At 70.6% G+C, this 18,262-nt stretch carries 5 protein-coding genes and 1 pseudogene; all 6 read right to left on the bottom strand.

All coding sequences use genetic code 11. The annotated features are described in order from the left end of the window. Positions 1 to 64: 64 nt before the first annotated feature. Positions 65 to 1,130: pseudogene (locus ACGFT1_RS07445) on the bottom strand (transposase); the annotation flags it as partial. 174 nt (positions 1,131 to 1,304) lie between these two features. Beyond that, positions 1,305 to 3,332, bottom strand: coding sequence for an ATP-dependent DNA helicase (locus ACGFT1_RS07440; RefSeq protein WP_373908238.1), 2,028 nt, complete (start codon positions 3,330 to 3,332; stop codon positions 1,305 to 1,307). Between the two features lie 480 nt (positions 3,333 to 3,812). Further along, on the bottom strand, positions 3,813 to 5,390 hold the full coding sequence (locus ACGFT1_RS07435) for an MFS transporter (protein WP_373908072.1): 1,578 nt from the start codon (positions 5,388 to 5,390) through the stop codon (positions 3,813 to 3,815). Positions 5,391 to 5,846: 456 nt separating this feature from the next. Further along, entirely contained in the window at positions 5,847 to 6,059 is a 213-nt protein-coding gene (locus ACGFT1_RS07430; protein WP_373908071.1) for a hypothetical protein, read from the bottom strand. A gap of 122 nt (positions 6,060 to 6,181) precedes the next feature. Beyond that, positions 6,182 to 6,466 (bottom strand): transposase family protein, encoded by a 285-nt coding sequence (locus tag ACGFT1_RS07425; RefSeq protein WP_373908070.1) that lies wholly within the window; start codon positions 6,464 to 6,466, stop codon positions 6,182 to 6,184. 315 nt (positions 6,467 to 6,781) lie between these two features. Next, a complete protein-coding gene (locus tag ACGFT1_RS07420; RefSeq protein WP_373908069.1) occupies positions 6,782 to 18,262 on the bottom strand; it encodes an SDR family NAD(P)-dependent oxidoreductase in 11,481 nt (3,826 codons plus the stop codon).

Genomic DNA, 18,262 nt, shown 5'->3' with positions numbered 1-18,262 from the left:
TGTGGTGACTGGGGTGAGGTGCCAGGCGCCGTTATTGCGGGTGAGTCCGAGGTTGATCAGCGTTCGCAGTTAAGGGCGGCGGCGCGGGTGTGGAGCCATGCTGCAGGTGCTGGCGGGCGTCACCGGTGGAGTAGGCGGTGTCACCGAAGACGTCCAACGGCTGGTTCTCGCCGGCGAGCAGGTCGATGCCGACGGCGGCCTCGTGGTGCTCGGTTCCGGTGCCGGGTCGCAGGGAGACGGCGGTGTATAGCCCTGTTCTCCGGCTCGACGGCGCGGTGGGCCTTGAAGCCGTCCTGCTGGTGGCTGCGGGTCTTGTGCACGTGCCGGGAGGCGGGTGGATCGTGGAGACGCGGTCGTAGGCGGTGCCCCGGGTGATGCGCCAGCGCCCGTCGCGTCCGTCCGAGTCGTCGGCCGGCTCGACGTCTTGTCCGGCGATCAGGGCCAGGATGCCGACCGCGTTCGCGGCCCTCTCGCCCAGCTGCTGCTCAGGCAGGTGGCCCAGCAGCCGCAGCGCGTCGCCGACGAGCGCATCGACGAGATCGACGCGGGCCTGCTCGTCGTTCCAGGCGATCCGCGGTTTGCCCGGGTCGGTGTAGTCATGGGCCGTGCACTGCACCGAAGCCACCCGGTCGGCCCCGGGAACCTCACGAGTCACCGCGCGGACGGCGCCGATGAGCAGGGTGACGGTGTCTTGGGTGGCCACCGCGCCGTCCAGCACGGTGGAGTCCAGGGCCCGCTGGTGCTTGCCCTTGAGCGCCCCGGTGGCCTTCACAATCTCCCGCACCGCCTCGAAGACGCGGTCTGGTCGGGCCGAGCGGGCCGGCCGACGACGGAAGTAGGCCAGCAGAGAAGGGTCGAACGCGGTGTCGTACAGGCCCAGCCCGCACGCGGCCTTCCATCGCAGGTCGCACCGCAGTTCCTGGACGGTCTCGAAGTTCCGACACCCCGTACAGGGCGGCCTGCAGCGTGATCGTGGCGGCCAGGATCTGCGGCGGCATGCTCGGCCGCCGCCATTCGCCGAGGGATACAATGTCCGCGAACATCGCTGCCGGGAACAACGCACCGCGACGCTCGGCCAGGAACGCGAACACACTGCCCGCGGGGATCAACTCCCGGCAGGTCTCCCACACCGGGCCCTACCGTCTCGCCGACCCATTCCATCGCCACAACAAGCAGTCTGGGCCCGCCGCTCGCGCGGCGGGCCCAGAACCCAAGATCTTCATGAGTCTTCTAGCGGTTCGTCCGCAAGCATCCGGCAGCCGGAGGACGAACCGGCCCCGCCTGACGACGCGGGCGACGCGTCGTCAGGCGGGCTGGACGGTGATGGTGCAGAGGCGCTTGGTGGCCCGAGTCAGGGCCACGTACAAGTCCCTCTCCCCGCCGGGGCGGGTCGTGATGATTTCCCCGGGGTTGATGACGACGACCCCGTCGAATTCCAGGCCGCGTGCTTCGGACGCCGGCACGATGCGTGCGTGGTGGGCGATGCCTTGGGCCATCAGCTCGCTCACCCTGGTGTCCGCGCAGATCACTCCCAGAAGTTCGCCCGGGTGCGCGGCGCTCTGGGTGTGAAGTTCCTGGGCGACGGCGGTGACCAACTCGTCCGGAGATGTGGTCACGGTGCGAGGGCTCTCACCGTTTCGCAAGGACCGCGTGGGCTTCTGGTCCGGAGCGATCCGCGTGAGCAGGCCCCGCACGCTCTCCAGGATCTCCTGCGTGGTCCGGTAGCTGACGGTCAGGTTGTGCAGTTTGAACCGCGGTCCGACGTGGGGGCTCAGCGCCTCCTTCCAGTCGCGTGCTGTCGCGACCGGGCCTGCCTGGGCGAAGTCACCCACCAGCGTCATCGCCCTTGCCGGGCAGCGGCGGACAATCATCCGCCACTGCATGGCGGTCAGTTCCTGCGCCTCGTCGACGACGACGTGCCCATACGTCCGCGCGGGAGGGCCGTCGACCAGGCTCGCCGCCTCGTCCAGCAACGGCACATCGGCGTCGGTCCACGCGCCGTCCGGGCCGCGCAGCAGGAGGGACCGCTCCTGCGCGGTCAGGCGGGGCAATTGCTCGGCGAGAGCACCGGCGTCCGTCAGCAGCGCTTTCACGAGGTCACCGGGTACCAGCCGCGGCCACAACTTCTCGATCGCCTGGTCGACGCCGTCGTCATCGAGGAGATCGGCTCGGATGGCGTCCAGGTCCAGCTCGTGGACAGGACCGGGGTCGGCGGCGCCTTCGACACGGCGCTGGGCGGCTCCTGTGAACCGGTCGAGGTTGATGCCGGTCATCCTTTCGGCATCGGCGTCGATCTGCTCCAGGAGGTCGCCCATGTCTCGTTGCATCGCGTCGGTGACGGCATCGACCAAGAGCTCTTTGAACACCTGGCGCGCGGGGTTGTGACCCTGTGCAGCCGCCAGCGCGGCGTCGCGTGCCATGGCGACTTCCTCGCCGGACAGGTGGACCAGTTCCTGTCCGACCCGCACGGTGAAGTCACCGGCGGGGGCTTGGTGGACGCGCAACAGGCCGGCCAAGGCTTCGGCTAGGTCCGCGCCGCCCTTGAGACGCGCCGTATCGAACGGGTCCGCCGTGTCCGTGGCCACTCCGGCCAGTTCCTGGCAGGTCGCCAGATCGACGTCGTTCTCTCCGAGCGAGGGAAGGACCTGGGAGATGTAGTCGAGGAACCGGGCGTTCGGGCCCACCACCAGGACACCCTCCTCCGCGGCGCGCGGGAACGCGTACAGGACATAGGCCGCCCGGTGGAGTGCGACCACCGTCTTGCCCGTGCCGGGCCCGCCCTGCACCACGGTCACCCCGCGGTGGGCAGAGCGGACGATCTCGTCCTGCTCCGACTGCAGCGTCGCGACGGCCGCGTGCATCCTGCCCGTACGCCGTGCCGACAGAGCCTCGGTCAACGGCCCGTCCCCCACGACGTCCTCGTCGGTCGGGGCGGTCCCGTCCAGCAGTTCGTCGCTCACCGAGATGACCGTGCGCTCCTCCAGGCGCAGGTGCCGTCGCCGCCGCAGGTCCATGGGGTGGACCGGGGTCGCCTCGTAGAAGGGCCGCGCCGCGTTCGCGCGCCAGTCCACGAGCAGAGGCAGGTCATCCTCCTCCGTATGCAGTCCTATACGCCCGATGCGCAGGGCCGTGCCGTCCGTCCAGTCGATGCGCCCGAAGACCAGCCCCTTCTCAGCGCCCTCCAGCCGACTGATTTCCTTGGCCAGACGCTCAGCGGCCATTTCTCTCTCGTATGCCTCACCGGCGCTCTCCGTCGGGGCCTTCAGCACACTCGCCCGGTTTGCTCTCGCCTCGGAAATCCGCTCGGTGAGCAACTCGTACAAGGAGGACACGTAGTTCTGCTCGGATTCGACCGCACGCACAGCGGGATCATTCGCACTCGACAACAGGGGGCTCCTTCGATTCGATCCGCACCATACGGTCAGAATTTCCTGAAAGATAAGCCTTCACTTACTTGGTGAAGCTTGCCGCTGCTACCAGGCCCACCGCCCGCCCCGCGGACGGACGGTGGGCAGCTGGCGTTCATCGCCCTCTTCCTGTAGTCACCAACGAGCGATCGAGGGCGCGGGGAGGGCATCATGGCCCTTGGCGGAATCCATGACCGGCCGGCCGAACGGCGTGTCACACATTCCACTGGTTCGTATACCGACCAGGTCGGGTTCAGCGAATGCGCCAAGTGGTTCCGCGGATCTGCGCGACACTTCCACTTCGTTCAGAGGCGCCTTGTCGATCGAGCGTGGTGGAAACGTGGGAGTTCCCACCCTTCCACGTCAGCAGGCACCTCTTCCCATTCCCCGTCCGCGAACAGCCCGTCACGCGGTGGAGCGAGGCTCGGAGCTGCGGACCTCTTCGTATTCCGGCTCGGGTGTCGGGCTCTTCTTCTTTCCGGCAGCGGGCAAGGCGATCAGCAGCACGGCTGCCGCGAAGAGCGCGATGAGCATGATCCAGACCGAGCCGACGTGCATGGCGTGGATGAACGCATGATCGGCAGCGCGCGCAAGAGTGGGCTGGTGGAGAGTGGCAGCGACATGCCGAGCCTGCTCTGCGGAAATCCGGGCGTCGTCCCGTAGCGCCGCCGGGACATCGCCCAGCGAGGGTTCGATCGCGCCTCGATATGTGATCGACATGATCGTGCCGCCCACCGCAATCCCGATCACACTGCCGACCTGTCGCGCCGTGTTGGTGACGGCCGATCCGGCACCGGACCGTTCCAGCGACAGGCTGCTGATCAGTGCTCCGGTCACCGGGGCCATCACCATGCCGACGGAAAGGCCCTGCACCAGCAGCAGGATTTCGATCCAAATGAGCGGGGTGTTCAGATCGAGAAGTGCGACCGCGCCAAAACTGACCGCCGCCACGGTGAGGGCCGGCACGGCGATGGGGCGCAGCGACCAGCGGCCGACCAGACGTGCGCCCAGCGGTGCCCCTACGACAGCGCCGACCGCGGTCGGAACATTGGCCAGGCCCGCCTCCATCGGCGAGTAGCCCAACGCACCCTGCATATAGAACGCGTTGTAGAAGGTGATGGCAGCCACGGAAAAGAGCAGCAGCCCCATGGCCGCGTTGCCGCCACCGAACATACGCTGCGCGAGCATCCGGGGGTCGAAGCTGGGTTCCCTGGTCCGCAATTCGACGAGCACGAAAGCGGTCAGCAGGACAAGCCCGACCGCGACCGGCACCCAGACGTCCGAGCGGCTCCAGGAGTCCACCTGCCCCGCGCGAATCAGGCCGTAGGTCAACGCCGCGAGTCCGGTGATCGACAGCAATATCCCGGCCGGGTCCATCGACCGCACGGTAGGGCTACGAAAATTGGGGACCAACAGGACGATTCCGGCCAGTGCGAGGACGATGATGGGAACGTTGACGAGGAATACCGAACCCCACCAGAAATGGCTGAGCAGGAGTCCTGCCAGCACCGGGCCCGCTGCCATTCCGACACCGGTGGATGTCGAAGAAATGGCGATTGCGGTTGCCCGCGAGGGGCCGGTGAAAGTCCACAACAGGATGGCGAAGTTGGCAGGCATGATCAGTGCGGCGCCGACGCCCATCGCGGCCCGCGCGGCAATCAGCTGGCCCGCATCGCCCGCGTACGCCGCCCAGATCGAGGCCCCGGCGAAGATCACCAAGCCGATCGCGAGCACATTCCGGTGGCCGAAGCTGTCGCCCAGCGCACCGGCGGTGAACATCAGGGTTGCGAAGACCAGGGTGTATGCGCCTGTGGCCCATTGCAGCTCGGCCGGGCTGGCGCCCAGCCCACGGACCGGATCGGCAAGGGTCTCCAGGAGAATGCTGAGGACGGTGTTGTCCAGCCAGATCACCAGCGAACACACCATAAGAACGGCAAGAATTAACTGCTGCCTAAACTTCGGCAGCGCGGGAGGCGCAGTCATGAACACCTTGGATATCGATCGGCAGGAGCTTGGACGACAGGACTATAAGCAAACTGCACAACGCTGTCAATCGTAGAGTTTCTCGCCGACACTGTTGCGGACGAGCGAACTGTATGCCTCTGCCGAATTTGCGGACTGAATAGTTTTGTGCCTTTGACGGATTTCCAAGTTGAGGAGATTCACCCTCGAGGAGGTTGCGACTGAGCGAACTTTTTGCCTTGAGCGAGCTGTCGCGCTGTGTCCTGCGGACCAGCTGGCTGCACGCCTGCGGTCATCGGGGCTCCGCCTGCTTCGACGCGGGGTCACCCGTGGGCGTCCCGGGCAGGGACACGGTTGCGTGGTCGACGCCGAGGTGATCGCCCACTCGCGCCAGGGACCGGCCGAGGCTGTACGGGTGGAAGGCCCGTGCCCGGTCGCAGCGTGTGTACGTCGTCGCGCCGGACCGGTGGTCGCCCATCAGCTGCTCGACTTCATCAGGTAGGGCTCGTGTTCGTCCAGGATCGATGCCCCGTTGGTGGCCTTGACCAGCAGTTCGTCGAGACTCCGGGCGCGGGCTAAGCGCCGTACGGTCGAGTGGTACGGCCGCAGTTGACGGCCGATCGCGGCCAGGGACTCGCCCGCGAACAGGAGTTGCCGCACCGCCGTGTACCACTGGGTGGTGCGGGCCACCAGCCGCCTCGGGTGCCCGAGGACGTCCCGGGTGCCGTCCGGCGGGACGAATGGCATCCCTGCCGGCGGGGGCGCCACCGTCCCCTTGGGAGCCGTGGCGGACTCCGTGACGGCCGGGGATGTCATGAACGCCGCGCGGATGCACCGGTGATGGGCGCCGACCGGCTTCTCCACAGCTTCGGCGAGGTTGCGCAGCAGGTGCCAGGCGTCTGCGGGCTGGTCAGCCCCTCGATCTGCTCGGCGGACGTCACCGCCGGACGCTGCGGATTGAGGCACTTGAACCAGCGCACCATGAGTTCGACCACCACCGGGGCTCCGCCGACGGGCGCGTCAGCGAGCCGGCGCGCGTACCGGCCGTGGACACGCCACGGCACCACCCCGCATCTTGGGCACCTCGCCGTCGGCACGGCGGAGTGAGCGCAGAACGTGACCGTTCCGGCCGCAGCTCGATCGACTCGACCACCACACCGGCTAAATGCGGTAGCAACCGTTCCAAACCCCCTGAACCGCACACCCGGTAGATGCCCAGACAGGGCAGGTGACGTCACAAGATTGCCGACAGAGCCGATTACCTGACCATCGAGACTGGCCCCGCCCCAAGCAGCGGCGGACCGCGTGAACGGCGTCGATGCCCGGCCGCCCGCCCATACACGCCTGGCGGGCGGCCGGGCTCATCCAGGCCTGTCAGGTGGCCTCGTTCCTCGAGTCCGACGGTTCGGGCATCAATGGCCGCTGAGTGAATCGAGCCAGCGCCGGAGGTGCCCGGCGGTCTCTGCCGCCTGTTCCTCGATGATCGAGAAGTGATCTGCCTCGACGTGCTCGATCAGGCCACGGTGTTGCCAGTCGGGGACGGGGGCAACGTCTCCGAAGCTGCTCAGCGTCACATCGGCCCGCAGATTCAGCGTCGGCGCGGCGATCGGCTTGGCCTCACGCTCGGGATATATCTGCATGTAGGCGCCCAGAGCGACCAGGCTGTGGTCGTCGACGGGGGTCAGTGCGTTGTCCCGGGACAGGATCTGCCCCAGCGCGTCGGTGAGCACGAGACGGTTGAGTTCGTGCTCTTCCGGGGAGTAGGTGTCGATCATCGCGACGCCCGCGAGTTCGCCGCCGTCGTCTTCGAGCCGCCGGGCGACCGCATGGGCGAGCGCACCACCGGCCGAGTAGCCGATGAGCGCCACCGGGCCTCGCTCGAGTTCGGATGCGACGGCCGCGGCGAGGCTCCCGATCACCGCCGCCCACGTCGCCGGCAGGTCGTCGCCTGCGCGCATGCCGGGCAGCCGCAACGCACTGACCTGCCGCTCGCCGCCCAGCTCGCGAGCCAGGCGGGCGAACTGGTGCGGGCCCGATCCCGCCAGGAACGAGGGGATGCAGATCAGTGCCGGTGCCGCGGCGCCGCGCGCCAGAAGCTGCGCAGCCGGGCGCCGCGCGGCGGCCTCGTCGGCGGAGTACGTGGTCATCAGAGCCGAACTCGCGATCAGCAGGGGCATCGCCTCTGCCAGTTCACCCCTGCGGTGCGCCGCCGACACCAGGTCGGTGATCGTGCCGCGCACACCGGCCGGTGCCTGCTCGCCCACGCCGTTGTCGGATTCCTCGATCCGCGATCGCACCAGTTTCGCCACATCGGCGGCGGTCGGGTGGTCGAAGATCAGCGTCGACGGCAGCGTCAACCCGGTCAGCTGTGCGAGCCGGTTCCGGAATTCGACGGCCCCGAGGGAGTCGAAACCGAGCTCGGTGAACGGCGCGTGCGGGTCGATCGCGTCGCCGGACAGGTGGCCGAGGACCGCGGAGGCCACGTTGCGCACCTCCCGCAGGATCACACCGTCGCGGTCGGCGCAGGGTAGTGCGGCCAACTGCTGCGCCAGGCCGACATCGGCAGTCGCGGCGGCCTGGGGAACCCGGATCATGCCGCGCAGTACCGCGGGCAGGGTGCCGCCGCGCGCCAGGTCGGTGAGCGCCGCCGTGTCCAGCAGTGCCGTCATCGGTGTCGCCCGCTCGGTCGCGAGTGCGTGGTCGAGCAGCGCCATCCCGGACTCCGCATCGATCGGGACCAGGCCCAGCCTGGCCCGGATCTGGCGGGCGTACTGCTCGGCGCCATCCCCGCTGAGCATCCCCGCCATGCCGACGGTCCACAGTCCCCAGGCCAGCGAGTGCGCGGGCAGGCCCGCCCTCCTCCGTACACGTGCCAGCGCGTCCAGCACGCTGTTCGCGGCGGCGTAGTTGCCCTGTCCTTGTCCGCCGAGCAACGGCGCCGCGGAGGAGAACAGCACGAACGCCGACAGATCCAGGTCGCGGGTCAGCTCGTGCAGGTGCAGTGCCCCATCGACCTTCGGTGTCAGCACCCGCGTCGTCTGCGCGGTGGTGAGGGTGTCGATCGTGCCGTCGTCCAGAACGCCCGCCGCGTGGATGACGGCGGTCAGCGGGGCCTCGGTGCCGATGTCGGCCAACAGGGCTTCGACGGCGGCCCGTTCGCTGACGTCGCACGCCACGACCCGGACGTGGGCGCCGAGTTCGGCCAGCTCCGCGACCAGTTCGGCGGCGCCGTCCGCGGCGGCACCGCGCCGCGAAGTCAGCATCAGTCGTCGTGCGCCGTACGCTGCGACCAGGTGCCGGGCGACGATCGCGCCGATCCCGCCCGTGCCGCCGGTGATGAGCACCGTGCCGTGGTCGAACGACAGGGGCACGCGCGGTTCGGTGGCGGGCAGCTGCTGAAGTCGCGGTGCCAGCAGCCGGCCCTGGCGAACGGCCACGTGCGGTTCGTCCTGGGCCACGGCATCGGCGAGCGACTTGATCGGCAGGGCGTCGCCGTCGTGGTCGATGAGCAGGAACCGGCCCGGGTGCTCGGACTGTGCGCTGCGCACCAGGCCCGCCACGGCGGCTCCGACCAGATCGGGTTCCTCGCCGGGCAGGCCGGCGGCCGTGTGCGTCACGATCGCGAGCCGGCCTGGGCGTTCGGCGCCTATCCAGTCCTGCAGCAGCGCGAGCGCCGTCAGCACCCCGGCGTGTACGTCGACCGCGCCGGCGCCGGTTCCGCGGGGCGCCGTCCACACCACCGTGTCGGGAACATCCCGCAGTCCGGCGAGTTCCGCGAGATCGACACGGCACGTCGGAGGCTCGGAGGCCTCGATGGTCGTCGGGTCGCCGAGTACGACGATGCGTCCGGCGTCCGCCTCGGGGGCGGCAGACACGGCGACCCACTCGAGGTCGAACAGCGGTGCCGCACCGCGCAGTCGGGCCAGCTCCCGCCGCTCGACAGGGCGGGCCCGCACCGACTCCATGCTCAGCACGAGGGCACCGGCCGCGTCGACCGCTTCCACGCACCAGGTGTCCGGTGCGATGCGGGCGATGCGGACGCGCAGGGCACCTACGCCGGACTGTGCCAGCTGGACGCCGTCGAAGGCGAAAGGCAGTGACACCCGGCCGTCGGACCCGCCCTCGTCGAGCGGGTCGACAACCGCGTGGAACACCGCGTCCAGCAGTGCCGGATGCAGTCCGAAGGCGGTGGCGCGCGCTGCGGTATCGGTGTCGAGCGCCAGGTCGGCGAACACTTCCTCCCCACGCGACCACACGGCACGCACGCCCTGGAACACCGGTCCGTACCCGAAGCCGAGGTCGCCGAGCGCGCCGTACACCTGCTGCCCGTCGACCCGATCGCCCGCAACCGGAGGCCACACCTCGGACCAGCCCGGCGCCGCGACCGGCGCGGCGGGCGTGAGCCGGCCACGGGCATGCAGCACCCAGGCGTCGCCGGCGCGGGTGTGGATGGCCACAGTCCGGTGTCCGTCGGCGGCGGGTTCACCCACAGCGAGCTGAAGGTCCGCGCCACCATCGGGCGTGAGACTCAGCGGCGCCGCGAGCACCAGTTCCGCCAGGCGCGGCATGCCGAGCCGGGCACCAGCGGCCAGCGCCAGTTCCACAAATCCCGTACCCGGCACCAGGACCGTGCCGAAGACGGCGTGGTCGGCGAGCCATGGGTGCGTGCGCAGCGAGAGCCTGCCGGTGAACAGCCACTCGTCCTTGCCGGCCAGCTGCACCTGGGCGTGCAGCAACGGATGGTCGACCGCGTCGGCGCCGGCGAGCGGCGCGGCGGTCTCCGCGGGCAGCAGCCAGAATCGTTCGTGCTGGAAGGCATAGGTGGGCAAGGTGATCCGCGCCTGCGGCCGAGCGCCGAAGTAGGCCGCCCACCGCACCGGCCGGCCCGCGCAGTGCGCGGTTGCCAGCGCGGCAGCCAGCTGCTCGGGTTCGGCGACCGTGCGACGGGATCCCGCGACCACCGATGCGTGCGCGGCGAGGTCTGTCGGCACAGTGGCGCGGGTCATGGTCGTCAGCACCGCGTCCGGGCCCAGCTCGACAAAGAGGCGCACCCCCGAATCGAGCAGTGACCGCACCGCCGGGGCGAAGCGCACTGCCTCGCGCACCTGCCGCACCCAGTACTCGGGTGTGCCCATCGAGTCTCCGGCGAGTGCGCCGGAGACCGTGGAGCACAAAGGTATGCGTGGCTCGTGATAGGTCAGGCCCGCGGCGATCTCCGCGAACTCGCTCAACATCGGATCCATCAAAGCGGAGTGGAACGCGTGGCTCACCCGCAGCCTGTTGGTCTTGACGCCCTCGGCCACCAGCCTCGACTCGAGCGCCGATATCGCCTCGGTGTCTCCGGAGAAGACCACCGAGTCGGGAGCGTTCACAGCGGCCAGCGAGAGTGGGCCGGCCGCCGGATCGGCATGATCCGCCGCCAGCAGCTCCACGGCCCGCCGCTCCGGCACCGCGGCGGCGAGCATGCTCCCACCCGTCGGCAGCGCCCCCATCAATCTTCCCCGGGCCGCGACGAGTCTGCACGCGTCCGACAACGACCACACACCGGCCACGTACGCCGCGGCCAGCTCGCCGATCGAATGCCCGGCCATCACGTCGGGCGTCACGCCCAACGACTCGACAAGGCGATACATCGCCACCTCGAACGCGAACAACGCGGGCTGGGCGTACTCGGTGCGGTCCAGCAGGGTCTCGTCCGTCGCGCCGCTCGCAGCGGCCGGCGCGTCGAGCTCACTCGCGTCCTGCCCGATGCCGGTGCGCCGCATGCCGAACATGACGTCCCGGAGCGGAATCCCCAGGCGCGCGTCGAATTCGGCGCACACCTCGTCGAGCGCGGCGGCGAAGGTCGGGAACGCCCGGTACAGTCCAGCGCCCATCCCAGTCCGCTGCGCGCCCTGACCGGTGAACAGGAACGCTGTCGTGCCCGCCCGGCCGGCGCCGTCGGCGATGCCCGGTCCTGGCTCGTCGGCTGCCAGGCGTGCCAAGGCCGCCAGCAGCGTCTCCCGGTCCGAACCCACGACGGCTGCGCGTTGCTCCAGCTGCGCGCGGTGCAGCGCGAGCGTCGCCGCGACGTCGGTCAGATCGAGCTCCGGACGTTCGCGCAGCGTGTCGTGCAGACGGCGCGCCTGGGTCCGCAGCGCGGCAGTCGTCCGCGCGGACAGCAGCAGCGGCAGGGCCGCCGGGCGCGGTGGATCGACCGGCCGCGGCGCGACCGCGGGCGCCTCTTCAAGGATGACGTGCGCGTTGGTCCCACTGATCCCGAAGGACGACACTCCTGCCCGGCGCGGACGCTCCCCGACCGGCCACGGCTCGGCCTCCGTCAGGATCCGTACCGCGCCCGCCGACCACTCCACGTGCGGCGACGGTGCGTCGACATGCAGGGTGGACGGCAACTCCTCGTGCCGCAGCGCCTGCACCATCTTGATCACACCGCCGACACCGGCAGCCGCCTGCGTGTGACCGATGTTCGACTTCAATGACCCGATCCGCAGCGGCTCGGCGCGCTCCTGTCCGTAGGCGTTGATCAGTGCCTGCGCCTCGATCGGGTCACCCAGCGTGGTGCCGGTGCCGTGCGCCTCCACTGCGTCCACGTCGGCCGCGGACACCCCCGCGTTGACCAGTGCCTGCGCGATCACCCGCTCCTGGGACGGACCGTTCGGTGCGGTCAGGCCGTTGCTCGCACCGTCCTGGTTGATTGCGCTGCCGCGGATCACGGCCAGCACCGGGCGCCCGTTGCGCTGCGCGTCGGACAACCGCTCGAGGGCGAGCATGCCGACGCCCTCGGCCCACGAGACACCGTCCGCAGCACTCGAGAACGCCTTGCAGCGCCCGTCCGGTGACAGCGCCCGCTGCCGGGAGAACTCCACGAACAGCAGCGGGGTCGACATGACCGTCACCCCGCCGACCAGGACCAGCGACGTCTCCCCGGCGCGCAGTGCCTGCACCGCCAGATGCAGGGCCACCAGCGACGACGAGCAGGCCGTGTCCACCGTCACCGCCGGTCCTTCAAGACCGAGGGCGTAGGACACCCGTCCGGAGACGACGCTGCCGGCCGCTCCGGTCGCCAGATAGCCTTCCGCGGCACCGTCGGCGGCATCGCGCGCCAAGTAGCCGTAGTCCTGGTACATGACGCCCGCGTACATCCCGGTGTCGCTGCCCCGCAGTGAGGTCGGATCGATACCGGCGTCTTCGAGCGCTTCCCAGGACGCCTCCAGCATCAACCGCTGCTGCGGGTCCATCGCCGCTGCCTCGCGGGGCCCGATCCCGAAGAAGGCGGCATCGAAATCACCTGCGGCATGCAGGAATCCGCCTTCGCGGGTGTACATCTTGCCGGGTTTGCCAGGGTCGGTGTCGTACAGGTGGTCGAGGTCCCAGCCGCGGTCGCCCGGGACCGGGGTGATCGCGTCGACCCGCCCGGCGACCAGGTCCCAGAGCTGGTCGGGATTCTCGACTCCGCCGGGATACCGGCAGCTCATGCCGACGATCGCGATCGGCTCGTCGGCCCTGCCCCTGCCTCTGGCGCCGGTCGGGGCGGGGCGCGGGCGCGTCGGCTCCGAACCGTCCACCCGGGTTCGCAGGAAGCCCGCGACGGCGGCGGCGGTCGGATAGTCGAACACGAGCGTGGACGGAAGCTGAACACCCGTGGCGGCGGTCACCCGGTTGCGGAACTCGACTCCGCCGAGCGAGTCGAAGCCCAGTGCCGTGAACGGCGTTTCGGGGTCGATGGCGTCCGCCGACTCGTGGCCGAGGACCGCGGCGGCGATCGCGCGGACCTCATTGCGGATCAGGGCCTCCCACTGATCGGCGGGGGCGTCGAGCAGCCGTTGGCGCAGCGGGCTGTCGGCGATCCGGCCGCGCGGCGGTACGTGGATCAGGCCGCGCAGCAGCGCGGGCAGCGTGCCGAGCCGGCCCAGCGCGGTGAGGGCGGGCGTGTCGAGCAGCGCGGTCATCAGCATCGGTTCACCGGTGGTCAACGCGCTGTCGAACATCTGCATGCCCGTGTCCGGCTCGATCGGGGACAGACCGAGACGCGTGCGGATCTGCCGCACCAGATATTCGGCACCCGGGTCGTTCAACGCCGCGGCCATGCCGCGCTTCCACAGCCCCCAGGCCAGCGAGTGCGCGGGCAGACCGGCGCCGCGGCGCGCCTGGGCGAGCGCGTCCAGCGCCGCGTTCGCGGCCGCGTAGTTGCCCTGGCCCTGCCCGCCGAGCAGCGGCCCGGCGGAGGAGAACAGCACGAACGCCGACAGATCCAGGTCGCGGGTCAGCTCGTGCAGATGCCAGGCGGCATCGACTTTCGGGGCGAGCACCCGATCCACCTGCTCGGCGGTGAGGGTTTCGATGGTGCCGTCGTCGACCACGCCCGCGGTGTGCACGACGGCGGTCACCGGTTGCTGCGCCGGTACGGATCGGAGCAGCGCCGCGACCGCGGCGCGATCGCTGACATCGCACGCGGCGACGCGTACGTCGGCGCCCAGCGTGGTCAGCTCGGTGACCAGCTCCTCGACACCCGGCGCGGACGAGCCGCGGCGCGAGACGAGCAACAGGCTGCGCACCCCGTGCCGGGTGACCAGGTGGCGTGCGGTGACGGCGCCCAGTCCGCCCGCGCCGCCGGTGATCAGGACCGTGCCATCGCCGAAGTGCCCACCGGTCGGTTCGAGGGTGGTCGCACGGATCAGCCGCGGTGCCAGCGTGGCGCCGCCGCGGACCGCGAGCTGCGGTTCGTCCGTGGCGGCTGCGGCGGCGATCCGCTGGTGCGGGTCCGCAGGGTCGTCGTCGAGGTCGACCTGCACGATGCGGCCCGGATGTTCCGATTGCGCACTGCGCACCAGGCCGCGGACGGCCGCTGCCGCGGGGTCCGGCGTCTCACCGGGCAGGCCTGCTCCCTTGCGGGTCAGCACGATCAGCGTCGAGTCGGCGCAGCCCGGTTCGGTGAGCCAGTCGCGCAGCACCGCGAGGGCGTTGTGCACGGCGGTGCGGATCGTCGCGGGGACGTCGTCACCGTCCGCCGGTGCCGTCTCGGGCGACCAGACGACAGCCGCGCCTGCGCGGCCCCCGCCGGCCGCGAACGCCGCGACATCCTCGAACGTCTCGCCGCAGCCCTCGACGGGCCGCCCCAGTGCGACCAGTTGCCGGTCCGGCACCGCGGGCGCCGTCACCGGCGTCCAGTCGACGGCGTAGAGCGGGCTGCGGGCACCGGCGAGAGCGGTCGCGTCCGCGGGGCGGGCGAGCACGGCGTCGATCGACAGCACCGCGGCGCCGGTGGCGTCGCAGGCGTCGATGCGCACCTTCTCGGAACCCGAACGGATGATGCGGGCGCGGACCGCGGTGGCGCCGTGCCGGAACACACGGACGCCGTTGAAGGAGAACGGAAGGGGCAACCTGCCGTCGGGGAGGTCCTCGGCAAGCACGTCGATGGCGGCGTGGAAGGTCGCGTCCAGCAGCGCCGGATGCACCCCGAAGGCCGCCGTCCGGCCGGCTGTCGCCTCGTCCAGGGTCACCTCGGCGAACACGTCGTCACCACTGGTCCAGGCTGCGCGCGCGTTCTGGAAGCTCGGGCCGTAGCCGAAGCCCAGGTCGGCGAGCCGGTCGTACAGACGTGTCCCGTCGATCGGCGTACCGTCGGCCGGCGGCCACTCGGGGTCGGTCCAGGCCGGCGTCCCGCCGTCGGCGGGGGCGAGGGTGCCGGTGGCGTGCAGCGCCCAGTCCGGCTGGCCCGGGTCGGAGCCCGCGCCGCCGCTGACGGCACGCGAGTGGATCGACAGGCGTCGGCGGCCCTCGTGGTCGGGCTCGGTCACCGAGACCTGCACGTCCACGGCAGCGGAACCGTCGAACAGAAGCGGCGTGGCCAGGACGAGTTCGTCCAAGACGGGCAGTTCCAGGCGGCTGCCCGCGGCCAACGCGAGATCCACGAACCCGGTGCCGGGCAGCAGCACCGTTCCGAAGGCCGTGTGGTCGGCGATCCACGGCTGGTCGGCGGTGGAGAGCCTGCCGCTGAACAGCCACTCGTCGCGCCCGGCGAGCGGCGCGGCGACGCGCAGCATCGGATGGTCGAGCGCGCAGAGACCAGCGCGGCCCATGTCACCGAGCGCATCGTCGTCGGGCCGCACCCAGTAGCGGCGATGCTGGAAAGCGTAGACGGGCAGGTCGAGGTGGGAGACCGATCCTCCCGGTGAGAGCGGCGCCCAGTCGACGGGCAGCCCCGAGCAGTGGGCGGCGGCGAGCAACCGCAGGAACTGGTCGACCTCGTCGACGCCGCGCCGTGCCCCCGCCGCGACCAGCGAGCGGGACGCCACCTCGTCGCTCAGTGTCTGGCGGGTCATCGCCGCCAGCACCGCGTCCGGACCCACCTCGACGAACCGTCGCACGCCCACGTCGACGAGTGACTGCACCGCCGGGGCGAATCGCACGGCCTCGCGCACCTGCCGCACCCAGTACTGCGGTGTCAGCAGTTCGGGACCGACCGGCGCGCCGGACACCGTGGAGCACACGCCCAAGCGTGGCGTCCGGTACGTCACCGATCCGGCGACCCGCTCGTACTCGGCAAGCATCGGCTCCATCAACGCCGAGTGGAAGGCGTGACTGACCGTCAGGCGGGTCGTCTTCACGCCCTCGCCCGCCAGCCGGTCCTCCAGTGCGGCGATCGCCGCCGTCTCTCCCGAGAACACCACCGCCGCAGCCGCGTTCACGGCCGCCAACGAGACCGTCCCGGCCGCGAGCAGTTCCAGCGCCCGCTCCTCCGACACCGCGGCGGCGAGCATCGCTCCATCGGTCGGCAGCGCGCCCATCAGTCGGCCGCGGGCGGCGACGAGCCGACACGCGTCGGCCAGCGACCACACTCCGGCCACATGCGCCGCGGCCAGCTCACCGATCGAGTGCCCGACCACCACGTCCGGAGTCACGCCGAACGACTCCAGGAGGCGGTACAGCGCCACCTCGAACGCGAACAGCGCTGGCTGCGTGAATTCCGTCCGGTCGAGCAGGGCCATGCCGTCGGAGTCGACGGCGCTGTTCCCGGCACCACCGGTCTCGCCGGACATGACCTCGCGCAGCGATACCCCCAGCAGGGCGTCGAATTCCGCGCACACCTCGTCGAGGGCGGCGGCGAACACAGGGAACGCGGCAGCCAGCCCTGCGCCCATACCGAGCCGTTGCGCGCCCTGACCGGTGAACAGGAAGGCCGTCTCGCCCGCGGTGGCGGCACCCGACACCACGTGTGGGGACGCCGAACCCGCGGCCAGGGCTGTGAGGCCCGCGAGCAGACCGGCCCGGTCGGCGCCGAGCACCGCGCCGCGTCGGCCCAGCTGAGCGCGCGCGGTGCTCAGGACGGCAGCGACCTCGGCGTCATCGACTTCTGGGTGGTCGGCCAGCCAGGCCAGCAGCCGGCTCGCCTGTGCTTGCAGCGCGGTCTCCGACTTGGCCGAGAGCAGCCACGGCGCCGGCAGCGTCGCCGGGCCCGACTCACGTACAGCGGCATCCGGTCCTGTCACCGGGGCGACGGCACGGTCGCGCGGCGCCTCTTCGAGAATCACGTGAGCGTTGGTCCCACTGATCCCGAAGGACGACACACCCGTCCGACGCGGACGATCGAGCTCCGGCCACTGCTGAGCCTGCGTCAGCAGCTTCAACGTGCCCGCCGACCAGTCGACCTCGGGGGTCGGCTCATCCACGTGCAGGGACGCGGGCATGACCCCCTTACGCATCGCCATGACCATCTTGATCACGCCCGCGACACCCGCCGCGGCCTGCGTGTGACCAATGTTCGACTTGACGGAACCCAACCACAACGGGTTGTCGTCCCCCCGGGCCTGGCCATAAGCGGACAACAGCGCCTGCGCCTCGATCGGATCACCCAGCCGTGTACCCGTGCCGTGTGCCTCCACGGCATCCACCTCGGACGCCGACAGACGGGCGTTGGCCAACGCGGCGCGGATGACCCGCTCCTGCGAAGGCCCGTTCGGCGCGGTCAGCTGGCTGCTCGCACCGTCCTGGTTCACCGCGGAGCCACGGAGCACCGCCAGCACCCGGTGCCCGTTGCGCTCCGCGTCCGACAGCCGCTCCAGCACCAGCACGCCCACGCCCTCGGCCCAGCCCGTACCGTCCGCCGAGGACGAGAACGCCTTGCACCGCCCGTCCGAGGACAGCCCGCGCTGCCGGGAGAACTCCACGAATGTGCCCGGCGTCGCCATCACCGTCACGCCACCGGCGAGTGCCATCGAGCACTCCCCCTGGCGCAGTGACTGAGCGGCGAGATGAAGCGCGACGAGCGAGGAGGAACACGCGGTGTCGACCGTCACCGCCGGCCCCTCCAGGCCGAATGTGTAGGACAGACGACCCGACGCGACGCTGCCCGCGCTTCCGGTCAGCAGGTAGCCCTCGAAGCCCTCGGGCGCATGCGGGATCCGGGAGCCGTAGTCGTCGTACATGACGCCCATGTACACCCCGGTACGGGTGCCCTTCAGCGTTGTCGGGGCGATGCCGGCGTGTTCGAAGGCTTCCCAGCCCGTCTCCAGCAGCAACCGCTGCTGGGGATCCATCGCCGCCGCCTCACGAGGACTGATGCCGAAGAACTCGGCGTCGAACCGGTCCGCCTCGTACAGGAAGCCGCCTTCGCGGGCGTACGAGGTCCCCAGGTGGTCGGGGTCCGGGTGATACAGGTTCTCCAGGTCCCAGCCGCGGCCTTCCGGGAAGGGACCGACCGCGTCACGTTCGGCGCTCAGCAGCTCCCACAGGTCGTCCGGGGAGGCGATGCCGCCCGGGAGCCGGCATGCCATGCCGACGATCGCGATCGGCTCGTGTGCGCGCTCCTCCAGATCCTGCACCCGCTGACGGCTCTCCCGCAGGTCGACCGTTGCCCGCTTGAGGTAGTCGCGAAGTTTCTGCTCGTTGTCCAT

Source organism: Streptomyces sp. Y20 (assembly GCF_043195475.1).
In the GTDB taxonomy this organism is placed as follows: Bacteria; Actinomycetota; Actinomycetes; order Streptomycetales; family Streptomycetaceae; genus Streptomyces.
The sequence above is the reverse complement of the archived record's forward strand: the minus strand, read 5'-3'. Positions and strand labels throughout refer to the sequence as shown.

Coding starts and splice junctions, on each gene's coding strand:
- ACGFT1_RS07435 (WP_373908072.1), bottom strand. CDS start 5,390: ATGACTGCGCCTCCCGCGCTGCCGAAGTTTAGGCAGCAGTTAATTCTT.
- ACGFT1_RS07420 (WP_373908069.1), bottom strand. CDS start 18,262: ATGGACAACGAGCAGAAACTTCGCGACTACCTCAAGCGGGCAACGGTC.